The sequence below is a fragment of the Streptomyces sp. NPDC126510 genome (genome assembly GCF_040302345.1).
Classification (GTDB): domain Bacteria; phylum Actinomycetota; class Actinomycetes; order Streptomycetales; family Streptomycetaceae; genus Streptomyces.
In genome coordinates this window covers 443,874-467,615 of record NZ_JBEORR010000001.1, presented here as the reverse complement: position 1 = coordinate 467,615, position 23,742 = coordinate 443,874, and the positions used below count along the sequence as shown (strand labels likewise).

The following is a 23,742-nucleotide window of genomic DNA, read 5'->3' as shown; positions in this document are numbered from 1 at the left end:
GCGGCTCGGGTGCCGTGATGAACGGAAAGACAGCGGCCCAGGCGGCTGCCACGAGCCAGCCGACGCACCACAGTTTCCTTGTGTCCGGACGAAGTTGACCCCGATGAATCAGCACTCGTCCATTGCATCCGGAGCATCGGGTCAGGTCATGACGGCCAGGTCGAGACCTGACGGTCGGGTTTTCCCCACCATCGGGCGTCCCGTCGCACAGGCCGGGGAGTCAGGGAGTCAGCCCTGTCCCGGCTGCTGTCGCACGAGTTCGGCGGCGACCTCGTCGGCCGTCGGATGGTCGATCTTGCCGACCACACGACCGCCGACGAGGAAGACGGCCCGGTCCGCGCAGGCCGCGGCCGCGGGATCGCGTGTGCCCATGACGACGGTGCGTCCGACCTGCTCCACCAGGGCGCGCAGTAAATCCATGATCCGGCGCCCACCGGCGTGGTCGAGCGCGTCCGTCGGTTCGTCGATGAACAAAATCCTGGGGCCCGTCGGCAGGGTTCTGGCGATGGCGACGCGCCTGAGCTGCTCGGCGGAGAGCTCGTCCGGGTACCGCCCGGCCTCTTCCTCGAGGTCGACGTGGCGCAGCGCCTCCATAGCGGCCGCCCGTCGGGTTCTGCGGCCGGTGGCGTACGACGCCTGGGCCACGATCTGACACGTGGTGAGCGCCGGGTCCAACTCGGGTTGACGCGGCACGAAGAGACCCCGAAGCTCCGTGAGCTCCTGATCGTCCATGGCCTCCAGCTCCCGGGAGCCCTTGAACACCTTGCCCCGGTCCGGCCGTTCCAGACCCGAGGCGCACCGCAGAAGGGCGCTCTTGCCCGCACCGGAAGGACCCACGACCGCGGTGAGGGTTCGCTCCGGGAAGCCCGCACTGGCTTCGAGGAGTGCGCCTCCACGGCCGACGGCACCGCGGCGGTCCACGGAGACTCTGACCAACTGGACAACGGGGAGACGGACATCGGTCATCTGCGACATGTCGGGCTGCCCTCGTCGAAGTCGGGATCCGGGGATTCCAGTGCAACAGGGCGGCCGGGGGGAGGCAGTAGACCTGGCAGGAGAGTTCGGGGGTGGGTTTCCCCCACCACCTGCCATGTCTCAAAGTGATCAGCAGGGGATCACCGGGTCCTAGGCTCGGATGCGTCTTGTGATCTCGAAGGAGCCAGAACAGCTGTGACTGACGGACGAGTTGTTGTCGTGACCGGTGGAGGCTCGGGCATCGGGGAGGCCACCGCCCGGCTGCTGCGCGAAGGAGGCCACCATGTGGTCGTCTCGGGCCGGCGGAGCGAGCCGTTGCGCCGTCTCGAGCAGGAGATCGGGGTGCTTGCGCACCCCTCCGATGCGAGGGACCCGGAGGCCGCCGACGGTCTCGTCCGGGCGGCTCTGTCCGCGTACGGACGACTCGACGGACTGGTGCTCAACGCGGGCATCGGGCGCGGCGGGTCCGTGGGCGACCTGTCGTTGGAGGACTGGGACGAGGTGATGCGCACCAACGTCACCGGTCCGCTGCTGCTCCTGCGCGCGGCGATCCCGCACCTGCTGGAGGCGAGAGGGGCTGTGGTCGCCGTCGCTTCGGTGTCCGCCCTGCGCAACGGCACGAGCAACGCCCCGTACGCCACGTCCAAGGCGGCCCTGCTCCAGCTCTGCCGTTCCGTCGCCGTCGACTACGGGCGTCGAGGAGTGCGGGCCAACGTCGTGTGCCCGAGCTGGGTGAGAAGCGAGATGGCCGACCGCCGCATGGCGCGCTTCGCCGCGGAGGCGGACCTGCGGGGTGAGGGCGTGGACGGTGCCTACGAGGAGGTGACCGGGCTTCTTCCACTGGGGCGCCCGGGTGAGCCGCGTGAGGTCGGGGAGACGATCAGCTGGCTGCTGTCCCCGGCGGCTTCCTACGTGAACGGTGCCGTGCTCACGGTCGACGGCGGGGCCACGGCCCTGGACCCCGGGACGCTGGCGTTCGACTTCCGTGTCACGCCCCGTCACGACGAGGCGCCCGGCACTCCTCGGTAGCGTCCCGGACCCGCGACTGCCGTGCCGCCGCCCGTCACTCGCGGTGGGTCGGTGCTACCGCGTCGACTCGCTCGTCGTGCCAGGGCAGCGCGTCCGTCATCGACGGCCACATCCGGGCGATCCCCAGCAGGGTCGCGAGGCTGCCGTGCTCTACGCCGGGCAGGGGACGGGGGACGGACGGGGGCGCACCGGCGAGCTTGGCCCGTCGGGCCTGGCCCAGCGTTCCGGCCAGTGCGGCGGCGGCGAGGCGATGCTCCGGCACCCCTGCGCGCCGGGCATGCCGGTGCGCCTCTTCATAGGCGCCGGGTTGGACGAATCGCTGCAGGTCCAAGAGCGCGTCATAGGTCTCGATCGTCTGCCTGTGAGCCTGCAGCGCCAGCGGGGAGCGCGGTCGCAGGGCCTCCTGGAGCCTGGTCCGCTGCGGGCTGGAGAGCGCTACTTGGGGCACCGCCAGAACAAGATCGCGCCACAGCGGCCACAGACGCCAGGTGACACGCAGCGCGCTCCATGACCGGACGAGGGCGGTCGCGGTGGGGACGAGCAGTGATGCCGCCCTGATGCAGCCGTGGACGCCGATGATCAGGGACAGGTAGGAGAGCATGGCGGAGGCGCCGCCGTAGAGGTGCCAGAGGTAGCCGCACCAGAAGACGAGCGCGAGGACGCTCCCGGCGGCGAACAGCCGCAGCGACCAGACGAGATCGCGGTCCCCGGTGCGCAGGCTGTACGACCAGCAGACCACGAGCGCGACGGCGTCACCGGCCAGATGGGCCACGAGGAGGATCAACCAGTAGGAGAACGCCGGGTCGGCCGGCCCCTGCACGGATGTGACACTCTCGGGCGGGTGGTCGCCCGGAAGCAGGTCCAGGGCGACCAACGCGCCCATCACCGTTGTCAGCCCCGCCGCCACGGTGAGACGCAGGCGGCGTATCCGGGTGGAATCGACCATGAAGAGAAGGACCAGCCCGGCACTGAGGACGCCGATCAGGTTCCGGGTCAGGGCCACCGTGTGGAGTTCCACGCCGGCGTGCGTGAGCCGGCCGACGACCTCGGGCTGGAAGAGCGTGATGGCGATGGCCGCAGCCAGGACCGTGAGCCACAGTCCCCGCTGGTGCGGCTGGCGCAGCGCGGGCCGGGCACGCAAGACGAGGGCGAACCACATGGTGATGATGCTGAAGAGCCCCACCTGGGTCGCCAGCTCAGATGCCGACATCGTCCGTCACTCCCAGGAACGCGCCGAGACGGCCGAGAGAGCCGGCCACCGGGCCGGTCTTCCCGGCGCTCTGTATGAGGCTGGCGATCATCTCGGCTTCTTGTTCCTCGGCGGTCGTGTAACTGGTCCGACCCATCAGCCGCTTCACGAGATGGGGCTGCAGACCACTGAGGAGCCGGTCCGTCAGCTCGTCGCCCGGGTCCGTGACGCCCCGATGGTGGTCGCACAGGACGTGGCCGATCTCGTGCAGGATGATGTGTTCCCGGTGGAGGGGCGCGGTCCGGGCTTCGTAGAAGACGTAGTCGGCGTCGTCGGTGCCCAGCCAGAGGCCACAGGCTCCGGCGATCGCTGCCTGCTCGGGCAGCTCCTTCAGAACGAGCGGCCGGCCTCTGAGTTCCTCCACCCGCTCACGGATCGCGTCGAAGGAAAGGGACCGGTGCACCCCGAGATCACGCAGGATCGCCGCACACTTCCGCTGTAACTTGGCGTATTCCCCCGTTCGTCTCACCTGCTGTCACCCCCGTCCCGGATGACAGAAACCCGAAAGTCGCCTGAGCGCTTGCATGAGCGGGCTTCGTCCCTCTTGCTCTCACTGGTCGTGGCTGCCCCGACTCTCCGCATGGTGTCACCGGCCGGGACGCTGGTGTCCTCCATCGGAACCGGATTCGTTGGACATCGCGTTCACGAGTGCGAGCAGGGCGTCGAGCCCTGCCTCCGACAACCCGTCGGCGCGGAAGGCCAGCGTTCGTACCTTGCTGTTGCCCAGGGCGACGGCGAACTCCATCTGGCGCCTCACTCTCTCGGAGACCTCCTCGTCGGTGAAGTAGTCCGGCGTGACGCCGAAATGCTCCGCCAGTACCCTGAGGTGGTCGCGTGTCACGTTCCGCTTTCGCCCCGTCGTCAGCTCCCAGAGGTAGGTGGCCGAGAACGTCCGCCCCGTGCTCTGGCGGATCTCCTCCGCGATCTTGCTGTAGGGGGGACGGTTGCCCCGGTAGTAGGCGTTGACGATGTCCTCAAGCCGTCGAGCCAGGGATGACGGGCCTGTCGTGCCGTTGTCATCGTTGCTGCTGCTGGCCAAGTCTCCAACTCCCGGGCGCGATAGCACGTCTGTGTCCAGCGGACAGGATAGGACACCCAACTTACGCAGTGACCCGCCGCCTTGCCCACTCCCTCCAAACGCGTGACCGCCTTTTTGGCTCAAAACTTCCCCTGCTTCCACGCGCGGAGGAGTGTGCGGGGCAGATGACGGCCGACGAGGTCAACGGAGGCTCCAGCGGATCAGTTGACACCATTTCATCCGCTGAGTACGGTCCCCGAGTGCTTGCGTCGCACCAGGGGGAATCACGGGGATGACAGCCATACCGGAGCCGGCGGGATCCGACGCAGATCCGCGTGCCGGCCTCGTCACGTGTTCAGAAATCCCGAGGGCCCTGCCGTGCCCGACCACCGGCAGTGTCCGACGTCTCCTCGCCGGTTCGGCAACAGGGTATACACGAAGGGCGGAGCCGTCCGGCCGAATGGGTCCGCAGCCGGTGCCCGTGGAAAGGCGTGACGCACGAACCGCACGAGCCGAGTTGAGGAGACAGCGCATTGGTCTGCATGCATCTCACGGTGGAAGACCTTTCTCGCATCCGCTTCGTCGGCTCCCTCGGGCTGGATCTCGAAACCCGGTTCGCCGAGCTCAGATACGCGGACACGCGACCGGACGAGTTCGCGGACTGGCGGATGAAGGTGCGGAGAAGACTCCGCCAGGCGAGCACGTCCGGCGGGCCGGGCACCGGCTTCCTGCGACGCGCCCCGGGAGCGACGCCCCACGCCGACACACGGCGGTTCAGCTCGGTGGCCGTGGTGCCCTTCTGGGGGCGCATACGGAACCACCTGGAACAGGAACGTGAGGCGCGCGGCCGCGCCGTTCTCTCCGGTGGTGTGGAGAGCCTTCTCAACGAGTTGCACCCCTCCATCAGCTGGCACGCTCCCCTGCTCCGCGTGGACGGCGAGCAGGAAGGCCAGCGAGCCGACCCGCTCGGGGAGGGCCTGGTCATCGCTCCGTCGCTGTTCGCACTCGGGCCGATGGTCCTCGATGCGGAGACGGGCGGCCAGGACGCCCCCGTCCTCGTCTACAACGTCAGCCCCACCACCGACACCGCCGCCGGACTCTGGGACCAGGAGGAGGACCGGACCGCTGCTCTGAGCGACCTCCTCGGGCACAGCCGCGCGAACGTCCTCGAATCCTTGCGGTCGCCCATGTCCATCAGCGAGATATCCCGCCGTCTGGACCTCTCCCACCCCTCCGTCAGCAGACATCTGGGTGTCCTGCGCAGGTCCGGGATGGTCGCTCCCGAACGCCGGGACAACCTGACCCTGCACCGCCTGACACACCTCGGCGAGGCGGTGCTCGGCCGGAGGGACTGAGCGGCCCGGCAACGGCAGGGAAGGCTCGGTCGTTCGCGGCCTCACGGTGCCCGCGGGCCCGTTCCCGCCAGGGCTTCCGCCTCGTGGGTGCGTCGGGTGCTGGCGGCGAGACTGCGTGCTGGAAGGCTTCCGCAATGCTTGGCAGCCCCCTGTCCGTCTGACCGACGGGACAGGAACGAGCCGAACAAAGCATGGATGGGGCCCCATCGGCGTGCGCCGATAGGGCCCCCGATGCGTGCCGTGCCGCTCTCGACACGGCGGCGGGTGGGTCAGTGCTCGGAGGAGCTGAAGTCGCCTACGGTCCAGGCATTGACGTCCTCGATCGCGACGCGGAACATCCCGCCCGTCTCCGGGATCCCCACCGTGCCCTGCAGGATCCGGGCGACATGAAAGCCCTCACATCCGCGCGTGGCCGGGGCCGTGGCGCGCAGGGATGGTCCATGTGTCCCAGCGGTTCCCTGGCATGTAGCTCGCCTTCGGCCCCGGCCGCGACACGGCGGCAGTGGGGGAGGCTGCCGGCAGGCTCCCCACCCCGGTGCCGCCTCTCCTCCACGGCATCCCCATACGGCCGCAGTCGTTGATCGGGCCGTGAGTGCGGCGAGAGCACCGTGCCGCAGGAGTGCATGCGCCTGCTGTTGTGGTCAGTAGGCGGCGAAGGAGATGGCGAGATCTTCGCCGGCACCACCGGGCCCACGGCTCACCCGCCGAAGGCGGCACCGCCTTCACCCGTCGCTGTCCCGGCCGCCGGCGTCATCCGATCGATCCAGGGCGCCCGTCGTGGTGCCCCGGCTCCGTCGAGAGGAAGAGAGCGCACACGCAATGGATCACCACGCCCCACTCGGCGACGAGTCGTTCCCGAGGTCCAGCCACGTCACCGGTCCGCCGGGTCGGCCCGTACACATCGCGCCGCCCGGATTTCGCCCGGACGCGTCCGGGGCGGCCCGATGGCGGGAGCGCTGCGCCGGGCATCTCGTGCAGCCCCTCCAGCGGCTGACCTGCCGCCCGAGCAGCAACATGACGGCCACGAGGCGATCAGAAGCGCGGACAGTCCGGTATACCAGTCGGGAGGAGAAAAGAAAGTCCGTCAGTCATGACGCTCAGTCGACGCTTCGGCTGCCTCACAGCCCCTGCGTAAGGCAGGAACAACCGATGTGACCTGCAGATTCTCCCGTCCGCACGCCTTGTGATGTGTTTCCGATGACGTCGCACGTGGAGTGCGTGGCCATTTTGGAGCCGATCACGAAGGGTGCCTGACCTGCGACTTCGTGGGAGAGAAGTACGCATCGGCGACACCCTCGCGACCTGGTTGGAACTTCTTGACGCTCGGATGACGCTTGGAGGTCCCCCTTTTGATCAGGCCCTTCGCGTCCCGCTTCGGCCTGGAGCTGGGTGAGAGTACCGCCCAAGTACCGTCCCGCTGCCAACACCGGAACAGGTCACGGACCTGGTCTTCTCCTCGTTCACCAGTTCCCGTAGTCCTCCACGTAGGTGGCGATCAGCTCTAGCAGGGCGTCGGCCCGGTGCCGGTCCTCGCGTTGCTCGCGCAGGGCCTTGTCGGCGGCCCGGAGGCGGGCCAGGGCGGCCGGTTCACCGTCGACCAGGTCGTCGACCACCGGGCGTGGTGACCAGGTCCAGGCATTCGGTGAGCAGGCGGCGGGTGGCCGGGACCGGGGGGAGCGGGTCGGAGGCGGCGAAGCCGGTGGTCAGGTAGCGTGCGAGGTCCGTGAGGCTCCAGCCGACGACAGTGCCGTGCTGGACGAGGAGCGCCACGTCGGGGGCGATACCGATGCGGGCGTCCAGTGGTTCGTCGAGGACGTCGAGGTCGCGTAGGGCAGGTCAGCACGGCATCGCCGGGAGCGCGGCACAGCACCGTGCACATCTCGTGCCGGAAGTCCTTGAATTAGTCCGCGCGGAGCCCGCCCGGGGCGTACTTCGAAGGAGACCTCAAGAAGTTCTGATTTGGCGGAGCATCTCCTCCTGGAGATCGGGCGGGCACAGAAGTACCGCCTGAAAAGTTATCTTTTCCTGGCCCGGAAGCTCGGGCTGTTCTGCCCAGAACTTAACGGCGTCATTCAGGGCGCGGAAAAGGATTTCGCGTTCTTCGGTGCTCTCGGAAAGCACGGCGTCGGCGTCATCGATGGTAAGGAGGAAGTGCTTGGCGCTGATCCAGTGCAGATCGGTCAGACAGTCCCGCAGTGCGTTCCAATTCCAGCCGAAGTAGTCCGGGAGGCGCAGTGCCTCGTAGAACTGAGTGAACACCCCGTCGGAGTCGCGCATTTCCGGTCCTCGCATCCGCGCCGAGTAAATCAATCCGGTGGGAGGCAGGGCGCGCACAACGGAGAGCGCGGAGTCGGTCGGGACGACACGGACTTCTTCCTCGTTCCGTCCCCACCAGGTGGCGTTGCTCATCGGCCGGTCTCCATCACGATGTACGTCTGATAATGGGTCGGAGTGTAGTACGCCGATCCGTCCGACCCGGTCACGACCCGTTCGCCACCCCATTTCGGATTGTCGATCGACTGCACCGTGCCCCATTCCGTATAACGGATGCTGTTCCCCTGGCTGTCGAATTCGGGAAGTTTGTAGGCGCCGTTCCTGCCGAAGTGCGGTCAAGTGGAGTGACCGGCGATCGAGCGCCTGAACCGCTGCCCGGACTCCCAGTCGATGAGCACATCGACTGGGACCCGGGGGCGGGCCTGGCACCGTCGGGTTCCCGGGCTGCACCGGGGCGCGGTGACATCAACATCGTGGGCAGCGGCGACCTGCCCCAGACGCAGTGCGGCCAGATCGCGCAGGGCGTGAGCTTGGAGGGCTGCTCGAACCCGAACGTGGCTTTCGAGAAGCGTCTCGGCCTTGGGGCGGTGGTGTCAGCTGAGACGCCACTGCTGATTGCTGCCACCGTTGCAGTCCCACAGTGCGACCGGTGCGCCGTTGGCGGTGGAGGCACCGGCCACATCCAGGCACAGCCCTGACTGGACGCCGGTGATGGTGCCGTCGGAGTTGACTTCCCATTGCTGGTTGGTGCCGCCGTTGCAGTCCCAGATCGCGACTTTTGCGCCGGCCGCAGCGCCGGCCGCGTCGAGGCACTTCGCACCGCCGTAGACGGTGAACTGCTTGGCCGGCGTACTGGTCCAGGATTGGTTCGTCTGGCTGTTGCAGTCCCAGATCTGCGTCTGGGCGCCATTGGTCTGCGAAAAGCCGGGGACGTCCAGGCACTTGCCCGAACCGGTGGCTTGGACAGGACCTGTGCTGGTGCCGCCGGAACCTCCCGAGCCGTCGAGTCCGAAGAAGGCAATGGCCCGGGCCGCCATACCGCTGGAGGGCAGGGCGTGCCCGACACCCTGGACGCTGATCGCCTCGACCGCTGCGTGTGCGGAGGCGGAGCCATAGCGGGTGCGGGTCCAGCCGGTCTGCGGGGAGTCGGTGAGGGCCGGTGTCTGGCTCACCCCGAGCACATTGGTCCACTGCTTGATCTCTTCACCGAAGTTCGTGTAGTACAGCGCTTCGTCCTCGGTGCCGTGCCACAGCTGCATCCGCGGCCGGGGGCCGGTGTACCCGGGGTAGGCGGCTCGGACGAGGTCGCCCCACGCCTGCGGGGTCTTGGTGATCTGGCCGGTGGCGCAGGCGCTGTTCCAGCCGGAGCCGTCGGTGGTGGCGAAACAGCCGAACGGCACGCCCATGAATGCCGCACCCGCCTTGAACAAGTCGGGGTATGCGCCGAGCAAGACATTGGTCGTCATCGCGCCGGACGAGGCACCGGTGACGTAGACCCGGTCGGCGTCGGCGTTCATGTTCCGCACGGTGTACCGGACCATCGAGGCGATACTCGCGGGATCACTGCCCCCGTCATGCTTGAGCGCCTGGGGTGAGGAGACGTCGAAGCACTGCCCGCTGACGTTCGCGTCCGGGTAGACGACGATGAACCCGTACCGGTCGGCAAGGCGGGCGAACTCCGTGCCGGAGTAGAAGGCGGGCCCCGTGCCGGTGCAGTAGTGCACCGCCACCAGCACCGCCGGGTGCGCCGGAGCGCTGTCGGGCACGTAGGTGTACATCCGCAGGTTGCCCGGGTTGCTGCCGAAGTTCGTCACCTCCCTCAGCGACGCGGCCGATGCGGTGGTGGCCGAGGTGCCGGTCAGAATGAGCGCCGCGATCAGCGGCGAGATCCCCATCAGCAGGGCTACCAGCACATCCTTGACGCTTCTCTTCTTGAACTTCGGGGACATGACGCTGTCCTTTCTGGAATCCGGCGCGGCCGAGAACGGCTTCGGCTGGATGCCGCCCCGTGGGATCGGCCTGGTCCGACGGTGGGTCGCTCCAGGCTCTGGCATCAGACCCGGCGGGTACGGGCGAGGGCGGCCCGCCCTGACGAAGGCTCGGGACGCCGCACTGCGTCGCGGCGGCTGTGAAGTGAACGCGCTGTCTGCCCAACCAGCTTGGAGCTTGCCTCGCCGACCCGGCCGCCTGGGCGAGACGGTTGCCCGGCCCCTCCAGGCGAGCCGTGCTGGGCTCCTGGCCGGCGTGTGACCTGTCGACGCTCTGGCGATCGACGGCGGGCGTGAGCTGGTTCAGGGATCCCATCTTTTCGTCGAGGCGGAGCCGCGACGGAGGGGTGTCGATGCGCTTCGGGAACAGTCGTTGCGACCGCGCTACGACGGTGGTGTGTGCGGCTTGTGGGCAGACGCATGGGATTCCCCTGAGATGGGCCGGAGGAGAACAGTGAAGCGCTTCGATGCTCGTCAGAGCTCCAGTGCGGTGTCAAGAGGGCAGCCTCGCCGCGTTGAACAGAGCGCACGGGCCCCCTTTTTGTACCCTGGAGTAATCTTCGAAGCGGCCCTTGTGCGCCCTCATGCCTTCACTTAACCTCGCAGCAACGTCGAAGCGCTTCGACTGTGCATCATGTCGCAGTAATGGGATGTCTGCTTTCAGCTCAGCCAATTACAGTCACGACACCTCAGCCGACGACCCTCCGCCGGGTGTCCTGGTGCGTCATGAAGGGTTGACGCGATGACGCCGAATGCCGCCTCCGCCTGCTGCCCGCCAAGCCGGAGAGGCTTCCCCGCCTCCATGGCGTTCGCCACCGCAGCGATGGCCGCTGGGATGCCGCTGCTCACCGCCTGGGGCAGGTCGGACAGTGGGGCGCGCGAGAGCACCACGTAGGGCAAGGCCGCCGACAAGCTGCTCCCGACGCGCATGGCCGGCAGCGGCACGGCCGGACCTTCCTTTGGAGAACGGCTCGGCGGCCGACTGCACCGGCAAGGTCCCCGCGCCCCTCAGGGGCGTCGCTCTTTACGTCTCCTTCGCACAAGGAAGAGGTATGTCATGCGCACGCTCCACATCAGCAGAAGAGCTGTACTCGCCGGGACCGCTGCCGCAGCCGCGGCCGTCTCCCTGCCGCTCGGCCAGGGACGTGCGCAAGCCGCCGCCACTCCCGCGAAGAGCGGTTACCGCCGGCGCACGTGGTCCAGGGCGGTACGGGTCTCATCAGCGGGGTGCTGTTCCATCCCTCCGTGCGCGGGCCGGCCTACCCGCGGACCGACATCGGCGGTGCCTACCGGTGGGACGACCGGGCCGGCCGTTGCGCCACGGACACCATCACCGCCGTCTCCGCTCCGACGACGCGGCGAAGACCTGGACACGGATCAACGACGACCGTCACCGGTGGGGCTGGACCGGAGCCGCCATCACCGGCGATCCCCGCGTGTACGGACGGGTCTACATCGCCACCAACGGACGCGGCGTGCAATACGGGGAGCCCGCCTGACGCGCGACAGCGGCATCGGCGTCGTCCTCACCGTCCACGGCACCTGACGGCCGCACCCGGCCACCCGGTGGGAGACCGCCTTCCTCAGCGGCAACGGCCGTCACGGCGCCCCGTGTTCGACGATCCGCACGCCGAGCGGATCGCCGTGACGCACCGCACCTCGATGCCCGCCGGGCGGTGATTCAGCCCCGCTGGACAGCAATCACTCGCAGAAGAGAAGGAACTCCATGAAGAAGTCTCGGATCCTGCCCCTGGTCACGCTTGTCTCCGCCGTGCTCGGGCTGACAACGGCAGGTGTGACCCCTGCCTCCGCCGCCTCGGACACGCCTTTGCGGGTCATGCCGTTGGGCGACTCGATAACCTGGGGTGTGGGAAGCAGTACGGGCAACGGCTACCGGGCGCCGTTGTGGGACAGACTCGCTGCGGACGGCCACCCGCTGGACTTCGTGGGCACCGGGCGGGCCGGTTCGATGTCCGATCCCGACAACGAGGGCCACTCGGGGTACCGCATCGACCAGATCGCCGCGCTCGCCGACGCCTCGCTCACCCGCTACCGGCCCAATGTCGTCACGCTGCACATCGGCACCAACGACCTCCAGGGGGCCTCCGAGGTCAACACCGCCATCGCCCGGCTGCAGTCGCTGGTCAACCAGATCACCGCCGACGTCCCCGACGCAACGGTCCTCGTCGCCTCCCTGGTCGTGTCCACCAGCAGCTCGGAGGAGCGGTTCCGGGGCGCGTACAACCAGGCCACCCGCCAGATCGTCAGCGAGGCACAAGCGGCGGGCAAACACGTCGCCCACGTCGACATGAGCAGCCTGACCACGGCCGACCTGGCCGACCCCCTGCACCCCAACGACTCGGGCTACCAGAAGATGGCCGACGCCTTCCACCGCGGCGTCCGGGCAGCGGACAGCGCCGGATGGCTGAAGAGCCCGGCCCCCGCCCCCGCACGCGTGCAGTCCGGCATCGCCGGCAAGTGCATGGACGTCAAGAGCGCCGCCACAGCCGACGGGACCGCCGTCCAGACCTGGAGTTGTGGCGGCGGTGCCAACCAGTTGTGGTCCGCCTACACCGACGGCACGCTGCGCTCCATGGGCAAGTGCCTCGACGCAGCCGGCTATGGCACCGCGAACGGGACCAAGGTGCAGCTCTGGTCCTGTCACGGCGGCGCCAACCAGGTCTGGCAGCCCTACAACGGCGGCTACCGCAACCCCGCCTCGGGCCGCTGCCTCGACGTTCCGGGCTCCTCCACGGCCGACGCCACGCAGCTCCACCTGTGGGACTGCAACGGCGGCTCCAACCAGAAGTGGACCACTCTGACCGCCGGATGACCCCGCTCCGGGATCTGCGCCCCTTCCGGGGTTCGGATCCCGGAAGACCATCGAGAGTTCCAGGATCACGGCAACCCTTTGCGCAGCCTGTGACCACAAGGAATCGGATCCGGCCAGTTCGTTGGCCGGTATCCGGATTTCCACGTGTACAGCATGCAAGGAGAACGCCTCCCCATGAACCACCCCACGAACGGCGGGCGCCGCGGGCGTCACCGCCGCCGCTGGACCGCCACTGGTCTGGTGCTCGGTGTGCCCGCCGTCCTCGTGCCCTACCTCCTGTTCGCGCAGGAGGACTCGCAGGCCGCGACGGTCGACGGCGATGCCTACTACCGGCTGGTCTCCGTGCGGAGCGGCAAGGTGCTGGACGTCGACGGCTTCTCCACCGCCGACGGCACCCGCATCCAGCAGTGGACCGACGAGAACACCGCCAACCAGCAGTGGAGGCTGCGGCCCACGGGCGACGGTTACTACGAGCTGGTGAACCGCAACAGCGGCAAGGTGCTGGGCATAGCGGCCAATTCAAAAGCCCAAGGGGCCGCCGCCGAGCAGCAGACCGACAGCTCCGCCGCTTCCCAGGAATGGCGGATCGGCGAGGTGAGTGGTTCCGACGCCGTCATCCTCACCTCCCGCAGGAGCGGGCAGGTCCTGGACGTCTCGGGGGGCTCCACGGCCCAGGGCGCGGCGGTCGTCCAGTATCCGAGCCGGGGCGGCTCCCGTCAGCAGTGGAAGCTGGTGAAGGCGGACCGGGCCCTGGCGTCCGGATCCGGCGCCGCGCGGACCACGGCCGCGGCAGAACCGTATGTGTGGAAGAACGTCCAGGTGGTGGGCGGCGGTTACGTCACCGGGCAGGTGTTCAACCAGCGGGAGAAGGGTCTGCTGTACGCCCGCACCGACATGGGCGGCGCCTACCGCTGGGACACCGGGGCCGAGCAGTGGATCCCGCTGACCGACTGGATCGGCGAGAAGGACTGGAACCTGCTGGGCATCGACTCGCTGGCCACCGACCCCGTCGACCCCAAGCGCCTGTACCTCGGGGCGGGCACCTACACCAACGAGTGGGCGGGCAACGGCGCGATCCTGCGCTCCACGGACCGGGGCCGCACCTTCAAGCGCACCGATCTGTCGTTCAAGGTGGGCGGCAACGAGGACGGACGCGGGGCGGGCGAGCGGCTCGTGGTCGACCCGGCCGACCACGGCACCCTGCTGCTGGGCACGCGCAAGAACGGCCTGTGGCGCAGCACCGACTTCGGCGTGACATGGCGTCAGGTCTCCTCGTTCCCCGTCAAGGACGGGGCGAGCAGCGGCGGGGGCATCTCCTTCGTGACGTACGGCCCGGCCGGCAGCAAGACGATCTACGTCGGTGTCGGCGACAAGTCCACTGCCCTGTACCGTTCCACCGACGGCGGCAGCACCTGGCAGTTCGTCCCCGGGCAGCCCACCGGCCAGCTGCCACAGCACGGCGTCCTCTCCGGTGACGGCTCGCTGTACCTGACGTACACCGACAACCTCGGACCCAACGGCGTGACGGCGGGCTCGGTGTGGAAGTACACGCCGAACCGCGGGGCGTGGAAGAACATCTCCCCCTCCCAGGGCAACTACGGGTTCTCCGGTCTGGCCGTCGACCCGCGCAAGCCCTCCACGGTCATGGTCACCACCCTCGGCCGCTGGTACCCCCAGGACGAGATCTACCGCAGCACAAACGGCGGCACGACCTGGAAGGCACTGGCTGACAAGTCGAAGCGCAATGCCTCCGCCGCGCCTTACGTCGGCACCCACACCGGGCACTGGATGACCGCCCTGGCCATCGACCCCTTCAACTCCGGTCACGTGCTGTACGGCACCGGCAACGGCATCCTGCGCAGCAAGGACGCGGGCGCCTCCGACAGCGGTGGCACCAGTCACTGGAACATGGGCGCCCGAGGACTGGAGGAGACCGCGCTGCTGGACGCGATCGCCCCTCCCGGCGGCGCCACCGTCATCACCTCCATGGGCGACCAGGGCGGCTTCCGGCACGACTCCCTGACCAAGGTGCCCTCCGGGCGGCTGAAGAACCCGCTGATGACCAACAGCACCGATATCGACTTCGCCCAGTCCAAGCCCTCGATCATGGTCCGCGTCGGCCGGGGCGGCGCGCAGGACGGCGCCTACTCCACCGACGGTGGCAGCAGCTGGAACGGCTTCAAGGCAGAGCCGGTGGCCGGTGCCCAGGACGGGCATGTCGCGCTCGCGGCGGACGGCTCCACCATCGTCTGGACCCAGGCCGGCCAGGCCCCGTACCGCTCGACCGACAGGGGGGCGACCTGGTCGAGGGTCGGTGGCCTGGGCGGCGACGCCGTGGTCGTCGCCGACCGCTCCTCGGCCAGGACCTTCTACTCACTGTCCGGCGGCACGCTCTACGCCGGCACCGACGGCGGCGCGACCTTCACCGCCCGCGCCGCCGGCCTGCCCTCCGGCCGGCTCACAGCGGTGCCCGGCATCGCCGGAGACCTGTGGATCGCAGGCGGCACCAAGGGGCTGCTGCACTCCACCGACGGCGGCCGCACCTTCACCACGCTCAAGACGGTGCAGTCCGCCTCCGCCCTCGGCTTCGGCAAGGCCAAGCCGGGCGCCCACTACCAGGCCCTGTATCTGATCGGCACCGTCAAGAACGTCACCGGAGTCTTCCGCTCCACCGACAAGGGCGCCACCTGGCTACGCGTCAACGACCAGGCCCACCAGTGGGGCGCCATCGGCGGCGTCGGCGTCATCACCGGCGACCCCGACACCTACGGCCGCGTCTACGTCGGCACCAACGGACGCGGCCTGCAGTACGGCGACCCGTCCTGACCTCGACACCCGAGCGGGGCCGCAGGCGCTACCGCCTGCGGCCCCGCGCACGGGTTACGTGAGCGTGGTCCACTTCTGGTTGTTCTGGCCGTTGCAGGTCCACAGGATGGCCGGGGTCCCGTTGGCGGAGCCGGCCTCCTTGGCGTCGAGGCACAGCCCGGCGCGGACGTTGCGGACCGACCCGTCGGAGCCGACCGTCCACTTCTGGTTGTCCTGGCCGTTGCAGGGCCAGATGACGACCGGCGTGCCGTTGGTGGTGCCCCGGCCGGAGGCGTCCAGGCACTTGTCGCCGTAGACGCGGATCTCGCCTCCGGCCCAGCTGGTCCAGAGCTGGTTGGCGGCGGTGTGGCAGTCCCACAGCAGCGTCTTCGACCCGGCCGCGGTGGCGGCGCCGTCCACGTCCAGGCAGCGGCCGGACCCGCCACCGCGCAGGCGCCCGGTGGTGGAGGCCAGCGGGCTGCCGCCGGTCATCCTGTACACGGCGACACCATGTGCCGGGACGCTCGCGGAGATCTGCCCGGAGGTGCTCGACGTGCCGCCGGTCCACAGGTCGGTGAGGGTGAACGACCCTCCGGTCAGGCCGACCTGCGCGGCCGTGGCCGTGATGGTCGCGGTGCTGCTCCCTCGGTTGAACAGGCCGACGGCGACCGAGCCGTCGGACAGGCGCTTGGCGAACACCTCGGTGTCGCCGTCGTCGCGGACCCGGCGCCCGCCCGCGCCCAGCGGGTCCTGGTTCACCGCCAGCAGACGGGGGTTGCGCAGGATCGCGCTCACGTCACCGGACATGGTGCGGATGTCGTTGCCCGCGATGAGAGGGGCGCCCATCAGCGCCCACAGCGCGAAGTGGGAACGTGACTCGGTCAGTGACAGGCCGGGGCGGCCGACGACGAGCATGTCGGGATCGTTCCAGTGCCCCGGGCCCGACTGAGCCGCCAGTGGCGCGGTGACGTCCAGGACGTTGCCGACGCCCATCGGGTAGCTGTTGGTGTTGCCGTTCTGCCAGATGTCGAGCAGGTCCTCGGTCGTCCGCCACAGGTCGGCGACCTGTCCCCAGTCGTACGTGGCGCCGGTGGGGGCGTGGAAGCTGTTGGGGTTGATGCTGTAGACGATCGGACGGCCGGTGGCACGCAGGGCGTCGCGCATGGTCGTGAACCGCGCGACCTGCTCGCCGAGGGTGCCGCTGCCGGAGCACCAGTCGTACTTGAGGTAGTCCACGCCCCAGGAGGCGAACGTGGCGGCGTCCTGGGCCTCATGGCCCTTGCTGCCGGTGGAGCCGGGGTAGGTGCCCACGCCCTGGGCGCACGTCTTCTCGTTGGGCGCCTGGTAGATGCCGAACTTCAGGCCCTTGCCGTGGATGTAGTCCCCAAGCGCCTTCATGCCGCTGGGGAACTTGGTCGGGTCGGCCCGCAGGTTGCCCGCCGGGTCGCGCTGGGGGTCGAACCAGCAGTCGTCGACGACGACGTACTGGTAGCCCGCGGCCTTCATGCCCGAGGACACCATCGCGTCGGCGGCCTGGCGGACCTGGGCCTCGGTGATCCCGCATCCGAAGCTGTTCCAGCTGTTCCAGCCGAGCGGCGGGGTGAGCGCGGGGCTGCCCGGCGCGGCCTGGGCGGTCGTGCCGGCGGAGGCCGTGGCGCAGGCGCTCAGCGTCAGTGCGGTGGCCGTGAGGAGCCGCAGCAGTCGTCTGTGCAGGGGAACCATGGGGGGTCCCTTCCCGGCCCGCGAAGCGGAGCCGCTTCGCGGGCCTGAACGGCGGGGTCAGGAGTGTGTGATCACGTGCGTGCGGGTCAGCGTCGCAGGGTGAGGAGACCCGGGCGGTACGGCAGTTTCAGGTAGTCGGTGCCGTCCGATGCGGGGGTCCTGCCCTGGTAGAGGAACTGCAGGTTGCAGGGGTCGACGGTCATGGTCTGGTCGGGGTTGGTGCGGACCAGGTCACCGTGGCTGATGTCGTTGGTCCAGGTGGCACCGCTGTTGGCCTTGCCGGCGAAGGGGCTGCTCTCGCTGCCGGCCTGCAGTGTCCACGGACCGTTCAGACTGGAGGCGGTGAAGGAGCGGAAATAGCGGCCGTTCGCACCCATCGCCTCGACGATCATGAGGTACTGGTTCTGGCCCTTGACCTTGTAGACCTCCGGCGCCTCGAACAGCTTTTCCTTCGTGTCGCTCATGACCGTGGTGTACGACGAGCCGAAGCTGCCCGGGAAGTTCCCGATCGGCATGGTCGACTTGTAGATCTTGCCGTTGTCATCGGCGAAGAACATGTACATGTTCTGGTCGTCGGCGATCATGGTCGGGTCGATCGGGCCGCCTTCGGGGAGGCTGCCGGTGAACAGCGGCTGCGGGGCGGACCAGCCGTTGGGGTTGGTGGGGTCGCTGGACGTGCGGTAGGTGAAGGGCCAGGCGGTACCCCACCCGTTGGAGGTCAGCACCCAGACGTTCTTGGGCGCGAAGTAGAACAGTTTGGGCGCCACCGCCAAGCCCGGGCTCATCCCGGTCTGGGTGGCCGTCGCCATGTCCGACCAGGTGGTGAAGGGACGGAACGCCATCGTGCCCCACGACGATCCGTCAGAGGTGGTCGCGTAGACCAGCTGCTTGCCGTTGTACGGCACGGTGGTGAAGTCCTTCAGCGCGACCCAGCCGTTCGACGGCTGCGCCAACGGGCCGGTCGACGACCAGCGGTACGCCGGCGGAAGAGCACACGTGTCGCCCGGCGGCGCGGACGGACCCGTCCACTTCTGGTTGCTGCCGCCGTTGCAGTTCCATAGCTGCACCGCCGTGCCGTTGCCCGTGGCGCCGCCGCTGACGTCCAGGCAGAGCCCGGACTCCACCCCGACGATCGTGCCGTCGGAGTTCACCCGCCACTGCTGGTTGGCGCCGCCGTGGCAGGACCAGATCTGCACCCGCGTGCCGGCCGTGGTGGCGTGGCCGGGCACATCCAGGCACTTGTTGCCGTACACGGTCAGCCGGCTGTCGTCCGTCAGCGTCCACTGCTGGTTGGTCCCGCCCGTGCAGTCCCAGATCTGCAGGTTCGTGCCGTCCGTCTGGCCGGCGTTCGGCACATCGAGACACCGGCCGGAACCGGCGCCGCGCAACGCGCCGCTGGTGGCCGCCTGAGCCGGGTTGGCGACGAGTGTCGCCGCGGAAGCGACCAGGGCCGCGAGCACCACAGACAGCTGCCTGGGGCTGAAACCACGTCTGCGCATGGGGGTCTCATTTCTTGAGTAAGGGGACGTTCGATATATCGATCAATGGTCGAACTGTCGCGCAAGCAGGAGGGTGGGAGATCGACCGCGACCGGCTTCGGGAGGGCGTCAGTTCCGCACGAGGCGCCAGCGGTTGTCGGCGGTACCGTCGTCCGAGTCCTGCACCGCGAACGCGCCGACAGCGGTGGAGTTGTTCGCGATGGCGAGCACCTTGCCGCTGTGCACGTTGCGGATCTTGTAGGTCCCGTCTCCCTGATCGAGCAGCGTCCAGCGGTGGTCGGCGGTGCCGTTGTCCGCCCACTGCAGGAGGGTCGCCTTGTCCGCCGTGGACATGTCCTGGACACCGAGCACCTTGCCGCTGTGGGCGTTGCGGAAGCGGAACCCGTTTCCGTCGGGAATCATGTGCCAGTCGTGGTCGGCGGTGCCCGAGTCGTTCCACTGCAGAGCGCGGCCGCCGTCGGCCGTGGACATGTTCTGGATGCCCAGCACGAGACCGCTGCCCGCGTTGGCGAGACGGACGGTGCCGGTACCGCTGGTGTTCCAGTAGACGGTGTAGTTGTGGCCGTGCGCGTCGTGGAACGGGCCCAGGCCGACGGTGGATCCGTTGGCGGTGGCGGTGAAGGCGAGCGAGGTGTTGCCGGTCCGTCTGATCGAGGACGTGTCCAGCCTCGGCAGGGAGTTGAGCGCGGAGTCGCCGTAGTCGCCGGACAGGACCACCGGGCCGTAGGTGATCGCGGCGACGTTCGCGTCGTCGTTGGCCGCCCGCATGACGACCCGCATGGGCAGACGGACGGTGACCGTGTCGCCGGAGGTCCAGGTGCGGGTCAGGGTGGCGTAGCTGCCGGGCGTGGTGGTGATGTTCTGCGCCGCGCCGTTGACGCTGACGGTGGCCCCGGAGGTCCAACTCGGGATGCGTACGCGCATCGCCCAGGTTCCGCCGACGTTCCCGGTGACCCGCAGGGTCGTGGTGTCGCTCACGGGATAGGTGGTCGTCTGGGTGATGGTGATGCCGCGCTCCGACCAGTCGAGCACCGAGGGCACGAACATGTTCACGATCAGGGTGGTGTCACTGCGGTAGTAGAGGGAGTCCATCAACCTGGTGTGCATCTCCAGGCCGGTGCCCTGGCAGCACCAGAAGGTGCCGTAGTCGGTGCTCCACGTGCCGCCGCCCCAAGCCGGGCCCACACCACGTCGGCCTCCCGGGTTGAGCGGGGTGAAGTAGGTGATGTGGCCGTGGTCGTCCGCCGGGTTCTGCTGGCCGATCATCTGGTTCAGCCACGCCTGCTCGTAGTAGTCGAACAGGGCGGCCCGATTCGGGTCCAGCGCGAACAGCTCCCGGGTGAGGATGAGCATGTTGAAGGTGTTGCAGCTTTCGCACGTGTCCTTGTTCAGGTAGCCGGCGATGGCGTTCGGGGCGCGGAAGTGCTCCGCCTGGCTGTTGCCGCCGATGGCATACGTGTGGTTGTCGACGCAGAAGTTCCACGCATGGGTGGCGATGTCCCGGTACCGAGCGGTGCCGGTGGCCTTGAACTCCCGGGCTGCCCCGATCCACTTGGGTACCTGCGTGTTGGCGTGCAGTCCGCTGAGCCGGTCCTGGCCGGCCGCCAGAGGGTCGAACACCGCGGCATGATCGAACCGTTGGGCGACGGTGAGCCACCGCGCGTCGCCTGTCTGCTGATAGAGATCGGTCAGCACGGTGTTCATGCCGCCGAACTCCGTCTGCAGCATGGCCTGCATCTGTTGGCCGCTCAGCCGGCCGGTGCGCCGGTCGACCCATCCCGCCAGGGCGAGCAGGACGTCACGGGCTTGTGTGCTGCCGATGTGCCGCCACACGTCCAGCAGGCCGACCAGGGTCTTGTGGATGGTGTAGTACGGCACGTTGCCGTTGCTCAGGGTCCGCTGCTCGAGAGCGGCGAAGTCGGACTCGGGGTAGCCGGAGAGGTACCCGGCGCCGAAACCGGCGGCACTGTTGTTGGCCTGGCATGTGGCTAACTCCGCGACCATATGGGTTGCCTTGTCCCGGCAGACGGTGTCCCCGGTGACCGCGTAGAGCTGTGCCCACGCCGTGAGGAAGTGCCCTTGGGCGTGGGTGCGGAAGGGGAACGTCGGAGCGTCCCAACCGCCGTTCGCAGTCGCGCCGTTGGTGGACAGACGGTGGTTGGCGCGGAAGTTGTACAGCAGCCGGTCGACATCGACGAACCGCAGGTAGTTCCGCGTGCGGTCCTGGTTGTCCAGCCAGCGGCTCGCGGTGAGCCGGACCTGGCCGAGCGCGAAGGGATGCGCGGACACCCCGATGTCGGCCCTTGCGGGAGGTGCGGCCGCCCGGGCGGGCGATGCGCCGAGGAAGGAACCGGTGGCAGAGGCGGCGGCCGTGGCCCCGGCTGCTTGCAGGAGACGCCGTCTGCTGACGGAGGAAGACATCTCGCACCCTTCGGTGGGGGGAAGGTGACTGCTTGGTCTTCGGTGCGTTCGCTCACAGGTCGGGCGGTCGGGCGGTCGGGCGGTCGGGCGGTCGGGCGCGACGCGTTACGTGCTCATCCGTTGGGGTCTCGGTTCGATCAACCCTCTCGAGTGATACATGGGATGGATTAACGGATACGGACGTTGCTCCTGTCTAGTCTCGCGACACGGAAGGCTTGGCTACTCGCGAGTTTTTGTCTGACTCACGCCTCTGACGTCGCGTCACACATGGGAGCACCGGGCAGGGCCCATGCGCTGGCGAGGCTTGCTCATGCCATACGAGGTCATCCCTGGCCAGGCCGGGCGGTGGCTGTTGGGGGCGCCTGGAACGGGCCGGGGCGTGCTCCTCCTGCGGTGAAGCCGCGGCGGCGATCACCGTGCGGTCCGGTATCAGTGCTCCGTCACGGTGGTGAGGGGGTCGTGCTCGTGCGCGCAGCTCTCGTCGAAGCCGTAGGTGTCCCAGGCGGGGAAGGGGTCGGAAGCGGGCACGGCCTCGCCTTCCCGCATGAGGCAGCCGGTCAGGGCCGTCCGCAACGGCTCCGCTTCCAGCCGGGTTCCGATGAAGACGATTTCCTGGGCGTAGGAACTGTCGGTGTCACGAGCGGAGGAAGGCTCGAAACGCGCCACCGAACCGGCCTGCGACCACAGTCCCGTCACGTAGGGTCGGCTTGCGAGGGTGAAGAAGCCCTTGGATCTGAGAACCTGCCCGTAGGCGCCGCTGTCCAGTGCCTCCGTCACGAACGTCCACAGCCGCCCGGGATGAAAGGGCGTCGCCGAGCGGAAGACGGTGGAGGAGATGCCGTACTCCTCCGTCTCGGGCACGTGGTCACCGTTGAGTTCCCTGACCCACCCCGGGGCCTGCTGCGCTCGCTCGAGATCGAAGCGGCCGGTGCCCAGGATTTCGCCGACGGATACGCGGCCCCGTACGGCCGGTACCACGCGGGCGGCGGGGTTGAGCCGGGTGAGGGTGGCCCGTAGCCGGCCGGTGGACGCGGCGTCGACGAGGTCGAGCTTGTTGAGGACGATGACGTCGGCGAACTCGATCTGGTCCATCAGCAGGTCACTGACCGTGCGCTCGTCGTCCTCGTACTGGTCCAGGCCCCGTTCGGTCAGTTCGTCGCCCCCGGCCAGCTCGGGGAGGAAGTTGGCGGCGTCCACGACTGTGACCATCGTGTCGAGCCGGGCCAGGTCGCCGAGGGTGGCGCCGTCGTCGCGGGCGAAGGCGAAGGTGGCGGCCACCGGCATGGGCTCGGAGATGCCGGAGGACTCGATGAGGAGGTAGTCGAAGCGCCCCTCGCGCGCCAGCCGGTCCACCTCTTCCAGCAGATCGTCGCGCAGGGTACAGCAGATACATCCGTTGGTCATCTCGACCAGGCGTTCCTCGGTGCGGGACAAAGCGGCCCCGCCGCCGCGCACGAGGGCGGCGTCGATGTTGACCTCGCTCATGTCGTTGACGATGACGGCGACACGCAGGCCCTCGCGGTTACCGAGTACATGGTTGAGCAGGGTGGTCTTGCCGGCACCGAGGAAGCCCGACAGAACGGTGACGGGAAGGCGCGGCGAGGGGGCGTAGGTCATGCTGGGTCAGCCCTCGGGGTGGAGCAGTCCGCGCTCGTACGCCTTGGCCGGCCGCTGGGGGACGAGGTACGGCACGCCGTCCACCGTGACCGTCACCAGCTGCGGCGTCGTGGCCTTCCACTGCGCGCGACGGTGCCGGGTGTTGCTGCGCGACATCTTGTCTTTCGGCACGGCCATGCGGACCTCCGGGTGCGATCGGTGAGCGAGGCAGACGATACATGAAAATGGATTTCATTGCGATCGGTGCCGTCGCGTATCCACGCCGATCCGCTCGGCGCCCTCCCGAGGCGGCCCCGTAGCGCTGTCCGTCTGGGCAGCGACATGTGGGACCGCAAACCCAGAAACGGGGTCTGACCTGGACCTGTGCGGGACTCACTCAGTCCCGTCGACAGCGGTGATCAACCTTCACAGGATCAGCCCGTCACTCGACGGACACAGATGGTTCACCAGGCAGACAGGGGTAACCCGACAGACGGCTGCGGCCGGCTGTGTGCAGCGCCGGCCGGCGGCAGGGCAGAGCCGCCACCCAGGCTGGAGGAACTTCGTGAACGGCGAACCGACCATTCCGTCCTGCGAATCGCGTTTTCCCGCTGTCACGGCGAGCATCGCGGCCGCCCGGCACTGGGTCCGCGACTGCGTGGAAGGTTTCGGCGGCCCGCTGCGCCAGGACCGGATGATCCAGACCGCCGAACTGCTCGTCTCGGAACTGATCACCAACGCCATCCGCCACGGCGCCGGTCCGCCTCTGATCCGACTCACCTGGAACGGCCGGCTGCTGCGCATCGCGGTCAGCGACTGCAGCGACCGCTGGCCGCGCATGCGTGTCGCCAAGAACACCGAGCCCGGCGGCTTCGGCATGCAGCTCCTCGAACGGCTCGCGCACCGCTGGGGCGTCACCCCGCGCCACCCCGGCAAGACGGTCTGGGCCGAACTCAGCCTCGCTTCCTGAGCGCGCCT

At 68.7% G+C, this 23,742-nt stretch carries 18 protein-coding genes and 1 pseudogene; 6 read left to right on the top strand and 13 right to left on the bottom strand.

Annotated elements, in window-relative coordinates:
• Positions 1–228 precede the first annotated feature (228 nt).
• Positions 229–966 carry an ATP-binding cassette domain-containing protein gene (locus ABTX60_RS01860; RefSeq protein ID WP_352095110.1) on the bottom strand — a complete coding sequence of 246 codons (738 nt, stop codon included), beginning with the start codon at positions 964–966 and terminating at the stop codon, positions 229–231.
• A gap of 204 nt (positions 967–1,170) precedes the next feature.
• Between ABTX60_RS01860 and ABTX60_RS01855 the strand changes: the two genes are divergently transcribed.
• Complete coding sequence (locus ABTX60_RS01855; RefSeq protein WP_352095109.1) at positions 1,171–2,004, top strand: SDR family NAD(P)-dependent oxidoreductase; 834 nt, start codon at positions 1,171–1,173, stop codon at positions 2,002–2,004.
• Between the two features lie 34 nt (positions 2,005–2,038).
• On the opposite strand, the gene ABTX60_RS01850 is transcribed toward ABTX60_RS01855, so the two are convergent.
• The 3 genes from ABTX60_RS01850 to ABTX60_RS01840 form a co-directional block, all read right to left on the bottom strand.
• Positions 2,039–3,214 carry an MAB_1171c family putative transporter gene (locus ABTX60_RS01850; protein ID WP_352095108.1) on the bottom strand — a complete coding sequence of 392 codons (1,176 nt, stop codon included), beginning with the start codon at positions 3,212–3,214 and terminating at the stop codon, positions 2,039–2,041.
• Complete coding sequence (locus tag ABTX60_RS01845; RefSeq protein WP_352095107.1) at positions 3,201–3,656, bottom strand: regulator component; 456 nt, start codon at positions 3,654–3,656, stop codon at positions 3,201–3,203. The genes ABTX60_RS01850 and ABTX60_RS01845 overlap by 14 nt, the downstream gene beginning before the upstream one ends.
• A 183-nt stretch (positions 3,657–3,839) precedes the next feature.
• On the bottom strand, positions 3,840–4,292 hold the full coding sequence (locus ABTX60_RS01840; RefSeq protein ID WP_352095106.1) for a hypothetical protein: 453 nt from the start codon (positions 4,290–4,292) through the stop codon (positions 3,840–3,842).
• A gap of 533 nt (positions 4,293–4,825) precedes the next feature.
• Between ABTX60_RS01840 and ABTX60_RS01835 the strand changes: the two genes are divergently transcribed.
• On the top strand, positions 4,826–5,626 hold the full coding sequence (locus ABTX60_RS01835; protein ID WP_352095105.1) for a winged helix-turn-helix domain-containing protein: 801 nt from the start codon (positions 4,826–4,828) through the stop codon (positions 5,624–5,626).
• 1,460 nt (positions 5,627–7,086) lie between these two features.
• Here ABTX60_RS01835 and ABTX60_RS01830 read toward each other — a convergent pair.
• The 4 genes from ABTX60_RS01830 to ABTX60_RS01810 form a co-directional block, all read right to left on the bottom strand.
• Complete coding sequence (locus ABTX60_RS01830; RefSeq protein ID WP_352095104.1) at positions 7,087–7,239, bottom strand: hypothetical protein; 153 nt, start codon at positions 7,237–7,239, stop codon at positions 7,087–7,089.
• Entirely contained in the window at positions 7,214–7,396 is a 183-nt protein-coding gene (locus tag ABTX60_RS01825; protein WP_352095103.1) for a hypothetical protein, read from the bottom strand. The genes ABTX60_RS01830 and ABTX60_RS01825 overlap by 26 nt, the downstream gene beginning before the upstream one ends.
• Positions 7,397–7,570: 174 nt before the next feature.
• Entirely contained in the window at positions 7,571–8,035 is a 465-nt protein-coding gene (locus tag ABTX60_RS01820; protein ID WP_352095102.1) for a barstar family protein, read from the bottom strand.
• A gap of 458 nt (positions 8,036–8,493) precedes the next feature.
• The gene (locus ABTX60_RS01810) at positions 8,494–9,849 is read right to left on the bottom strand and encodes an extracellular catalytic domain type 1 short-chain-length polyhydroxyalkanoate depolymerase (RefSeq protein ID WP_352095101.1); all 1,356 of its coding nucleotides are present in this window, start codon (positions 9,847–9,849) and stop codon (positions 8,494–8,496) included.
• A 1,096-nt stretch (positions 9,850–10,945) separates the two neighbouring features.
• Here ABTX60_RS01810 and ABTX60_RS43180 point away from each other — a divergent pair.
• The 3 genes and pseudogenes from ABTX60_RS43180 (at position 10,946) to ABTX60_RS01795 (ending at position 15,547) form a co-directional block, all read left to right on the top strand.
• A pseudogene (locus tag ABTX60_RS43180) lies at positions 10,946–11,387 on the top strand (hypothetical protein).
• A 227-nt stretch (positions 11,388–11,614) separates the two neighbouring features.
• Complete coding sequence (locus tag ABTX60_RS01800; RefSeq protein WP_352095100.1) at positions 11,615–12,721, top strand: ricin-type beta-trefoil lectin domain protein; 1,107 nt, start codon at positions 11,615–11,617, stop codon at positions 12,719–12,721.
• 174 nt (positions 12,722–12,895) lie between these two features.
• On the top strand, positions 12,896–15,547 hold the full coding sequence (locus tag ABTX60_RS01795; protein ID WP_352095099.1) for an RICIN domain-containing protein: 2,652 nt from the start codon (positions 12,896–12,898) through the stop codon (positions 15,545–15,547).
• A 54-nt stretch (positions 15,548–15,601) separates the two neighbouring features.
• Here the strand turns inward: ABTX60_RS01795 and ABTX60_RS01790 are convergent, their stop codons facing one another.
• The 5 genes from ABTX60_RS01790 to rpmF all read right to left on the bottom strand — a co-directional run bounded on the left by ABTX60_RS01790 (position 15,602) and on the right by rpmF (position 22,962).
• Positions 15,602–17,248, bottom strand: a complete 1,647-nt coding sequence (locus tag ABTX60_RS01790; RefSeq protein ID WP_352095098.1) for a glycoside hydrolase family 27 protein — start codon at positions 17,246–17,248, stop codon at positions 15,602–15,604.
• An 86-nt stretch (positions 17,249–17,334) separates the two neighbouring features.
• Complete coding sequence (locus ABTX60_RS01785; protein ID WP_352095097.1) at positions 17,335–18,747, bottom strand: non-reducing end alpha-L-arabinofuranosidase family hydrolase; 1,413 nt, start codon at positions 18,745–18,747, stop codon at positions 17,335–17,337.
• Between the two features lie 108 nt (positions 18,748–18,855).
• Positions 18,856–21,168 (bottom strand): beta-L-arabinofuranosidase domain-containing protein, encoded by a 2,313-nt coding sequence (locus ABTX60_RS01780; protein ID WP_352095096.1) that lies wholly within the window; start codon positions 21,166–21,168, stop codon positions 18,856–18,858.
• 429 nt (positions 21,169–21,597) lie between these two features.
• Entirely contained in the window at positions 21,598–22,785 is a 1,188-nt protein-coding gene (locus ABTX60_RS01775; RefSeq protein WP_352095095.1) for a GTP-binding protein, read from the bottom strand.
• A gap of 6 nt (positions 22,786–22,791) precedes the next feature.
• Complete coding sequence (rpmF, locus tag ABTX60_RS01770) at positions 22,792–22,962, bottom strand: 50S ribosomal protein L32 (protein WP_352095094.1); 171 nt, start codon at positions 22,960–22,962, stop codon at positions 22,792–22,794.
• A 367-nt stretch (positions 22,963–23,329) separates the two neighbouring features.
• Between rpmF and ABTX60_RS01765 the strand changes: the two genes are divergently transcribed.
• Entirely contained in the window at positions 23,330–23,734 is a 405-nt protein-coding gene (locus ABTX60_RS01765) for an ATP-binding protein (RefSeq protein ID WP_352095093.1), read from the top strand.
• Positions 23,735–23,742: the final 8 nt, after the last annotated feature.

What these genes read in the sequence shown, in the direction of transcription:
- ABTX60_RS01860 (WP_352095110.1), bottom strand. Translation starts at nt 966, where the DNA reads ATGACCGATGTCCGTCTCCCCGTTGTCCAGTTGGTCAGAGTCTCCGTG.
- ABTX60_RS01850 (WP_352095108.1), bottom strand. Translation starts at nt 3,214, where the DNA reads ATGTCGGCATCTGAGCTGGCGACCCAGGTGGGGCTCTTCAGCATCATC.
- ABTX60_RS01820 (WP_352095102.1), bottom strand. Translation starts at nt 8,035, where the DNA reads ATGAGCAACGCCACCTGGTGGGGACGGAACGAGGAAGAAGTCCGTGTC.
- ABTX60_RS01810 (WP_352095101.1), bottom strand. Translation starts at nt 9,849, where the DNA reads ATGTCCCCGAAGTTCAAGAAGAGAAGCGTCAAGGATGTGCTGGTAGCC.
- ABTX60_RS01800 (WP_352095100.1), top strand. Translation starts at nt 11,615, where the DNA reads ATGAAGAAGTCTCGGATCCTGCCCCTGGTCACGCTTGTCTCCGCCGTG.
- ABTX60_RS01795 (WP_352095099.1), top strand. Translation starts at nt 12,896, where the DNA reads ATGAACCACCCCACGAACGGCGGGCGCCGCGGGCGTCACCGCCGCCGC.
- ABTX60_RS01790 (WP_352095098.1), bottom strand. Translation starts at nt 17,248, where the DNA reads ATGGTTCCCCTGCACAGACGACTGCTGCGGCTCCTCACGGCCACCGCA.
- ABTX60_RS01785 (WP_352095097.1), bottom strand. Translation starts at nt 18,747, where the DNA reads ATGCGCAGACGTGGTTTCAGCCCCAGGCAGCTGTCTGTGGTGCTCGCG.
- ABTX60_RS01780 (WP_352095096.1), bottom strand. Translation starts at nt 21,168, where the DNA reads ATGTCTTCCTCCGTCAGCAGACGGCGTCTCCTGCAAGCAGCCGGGGCC.
- ABTX60_RS01775 (WP_352095095.1), bottom strand. Translation starts at nt 22,785, where the DNA reads ATGACCTACGCCCCCTCGCCGCGCCTTCCCGTCACCGTTCTGTCGGGC.
- rpmF (WP_352095094.1), bottom strand. Translation starts at nt 22,962, where the DNA reads ATGGCCGTGCCGAAAGACAAGATGTCGCGCAGCAACACCCGGCACCGT.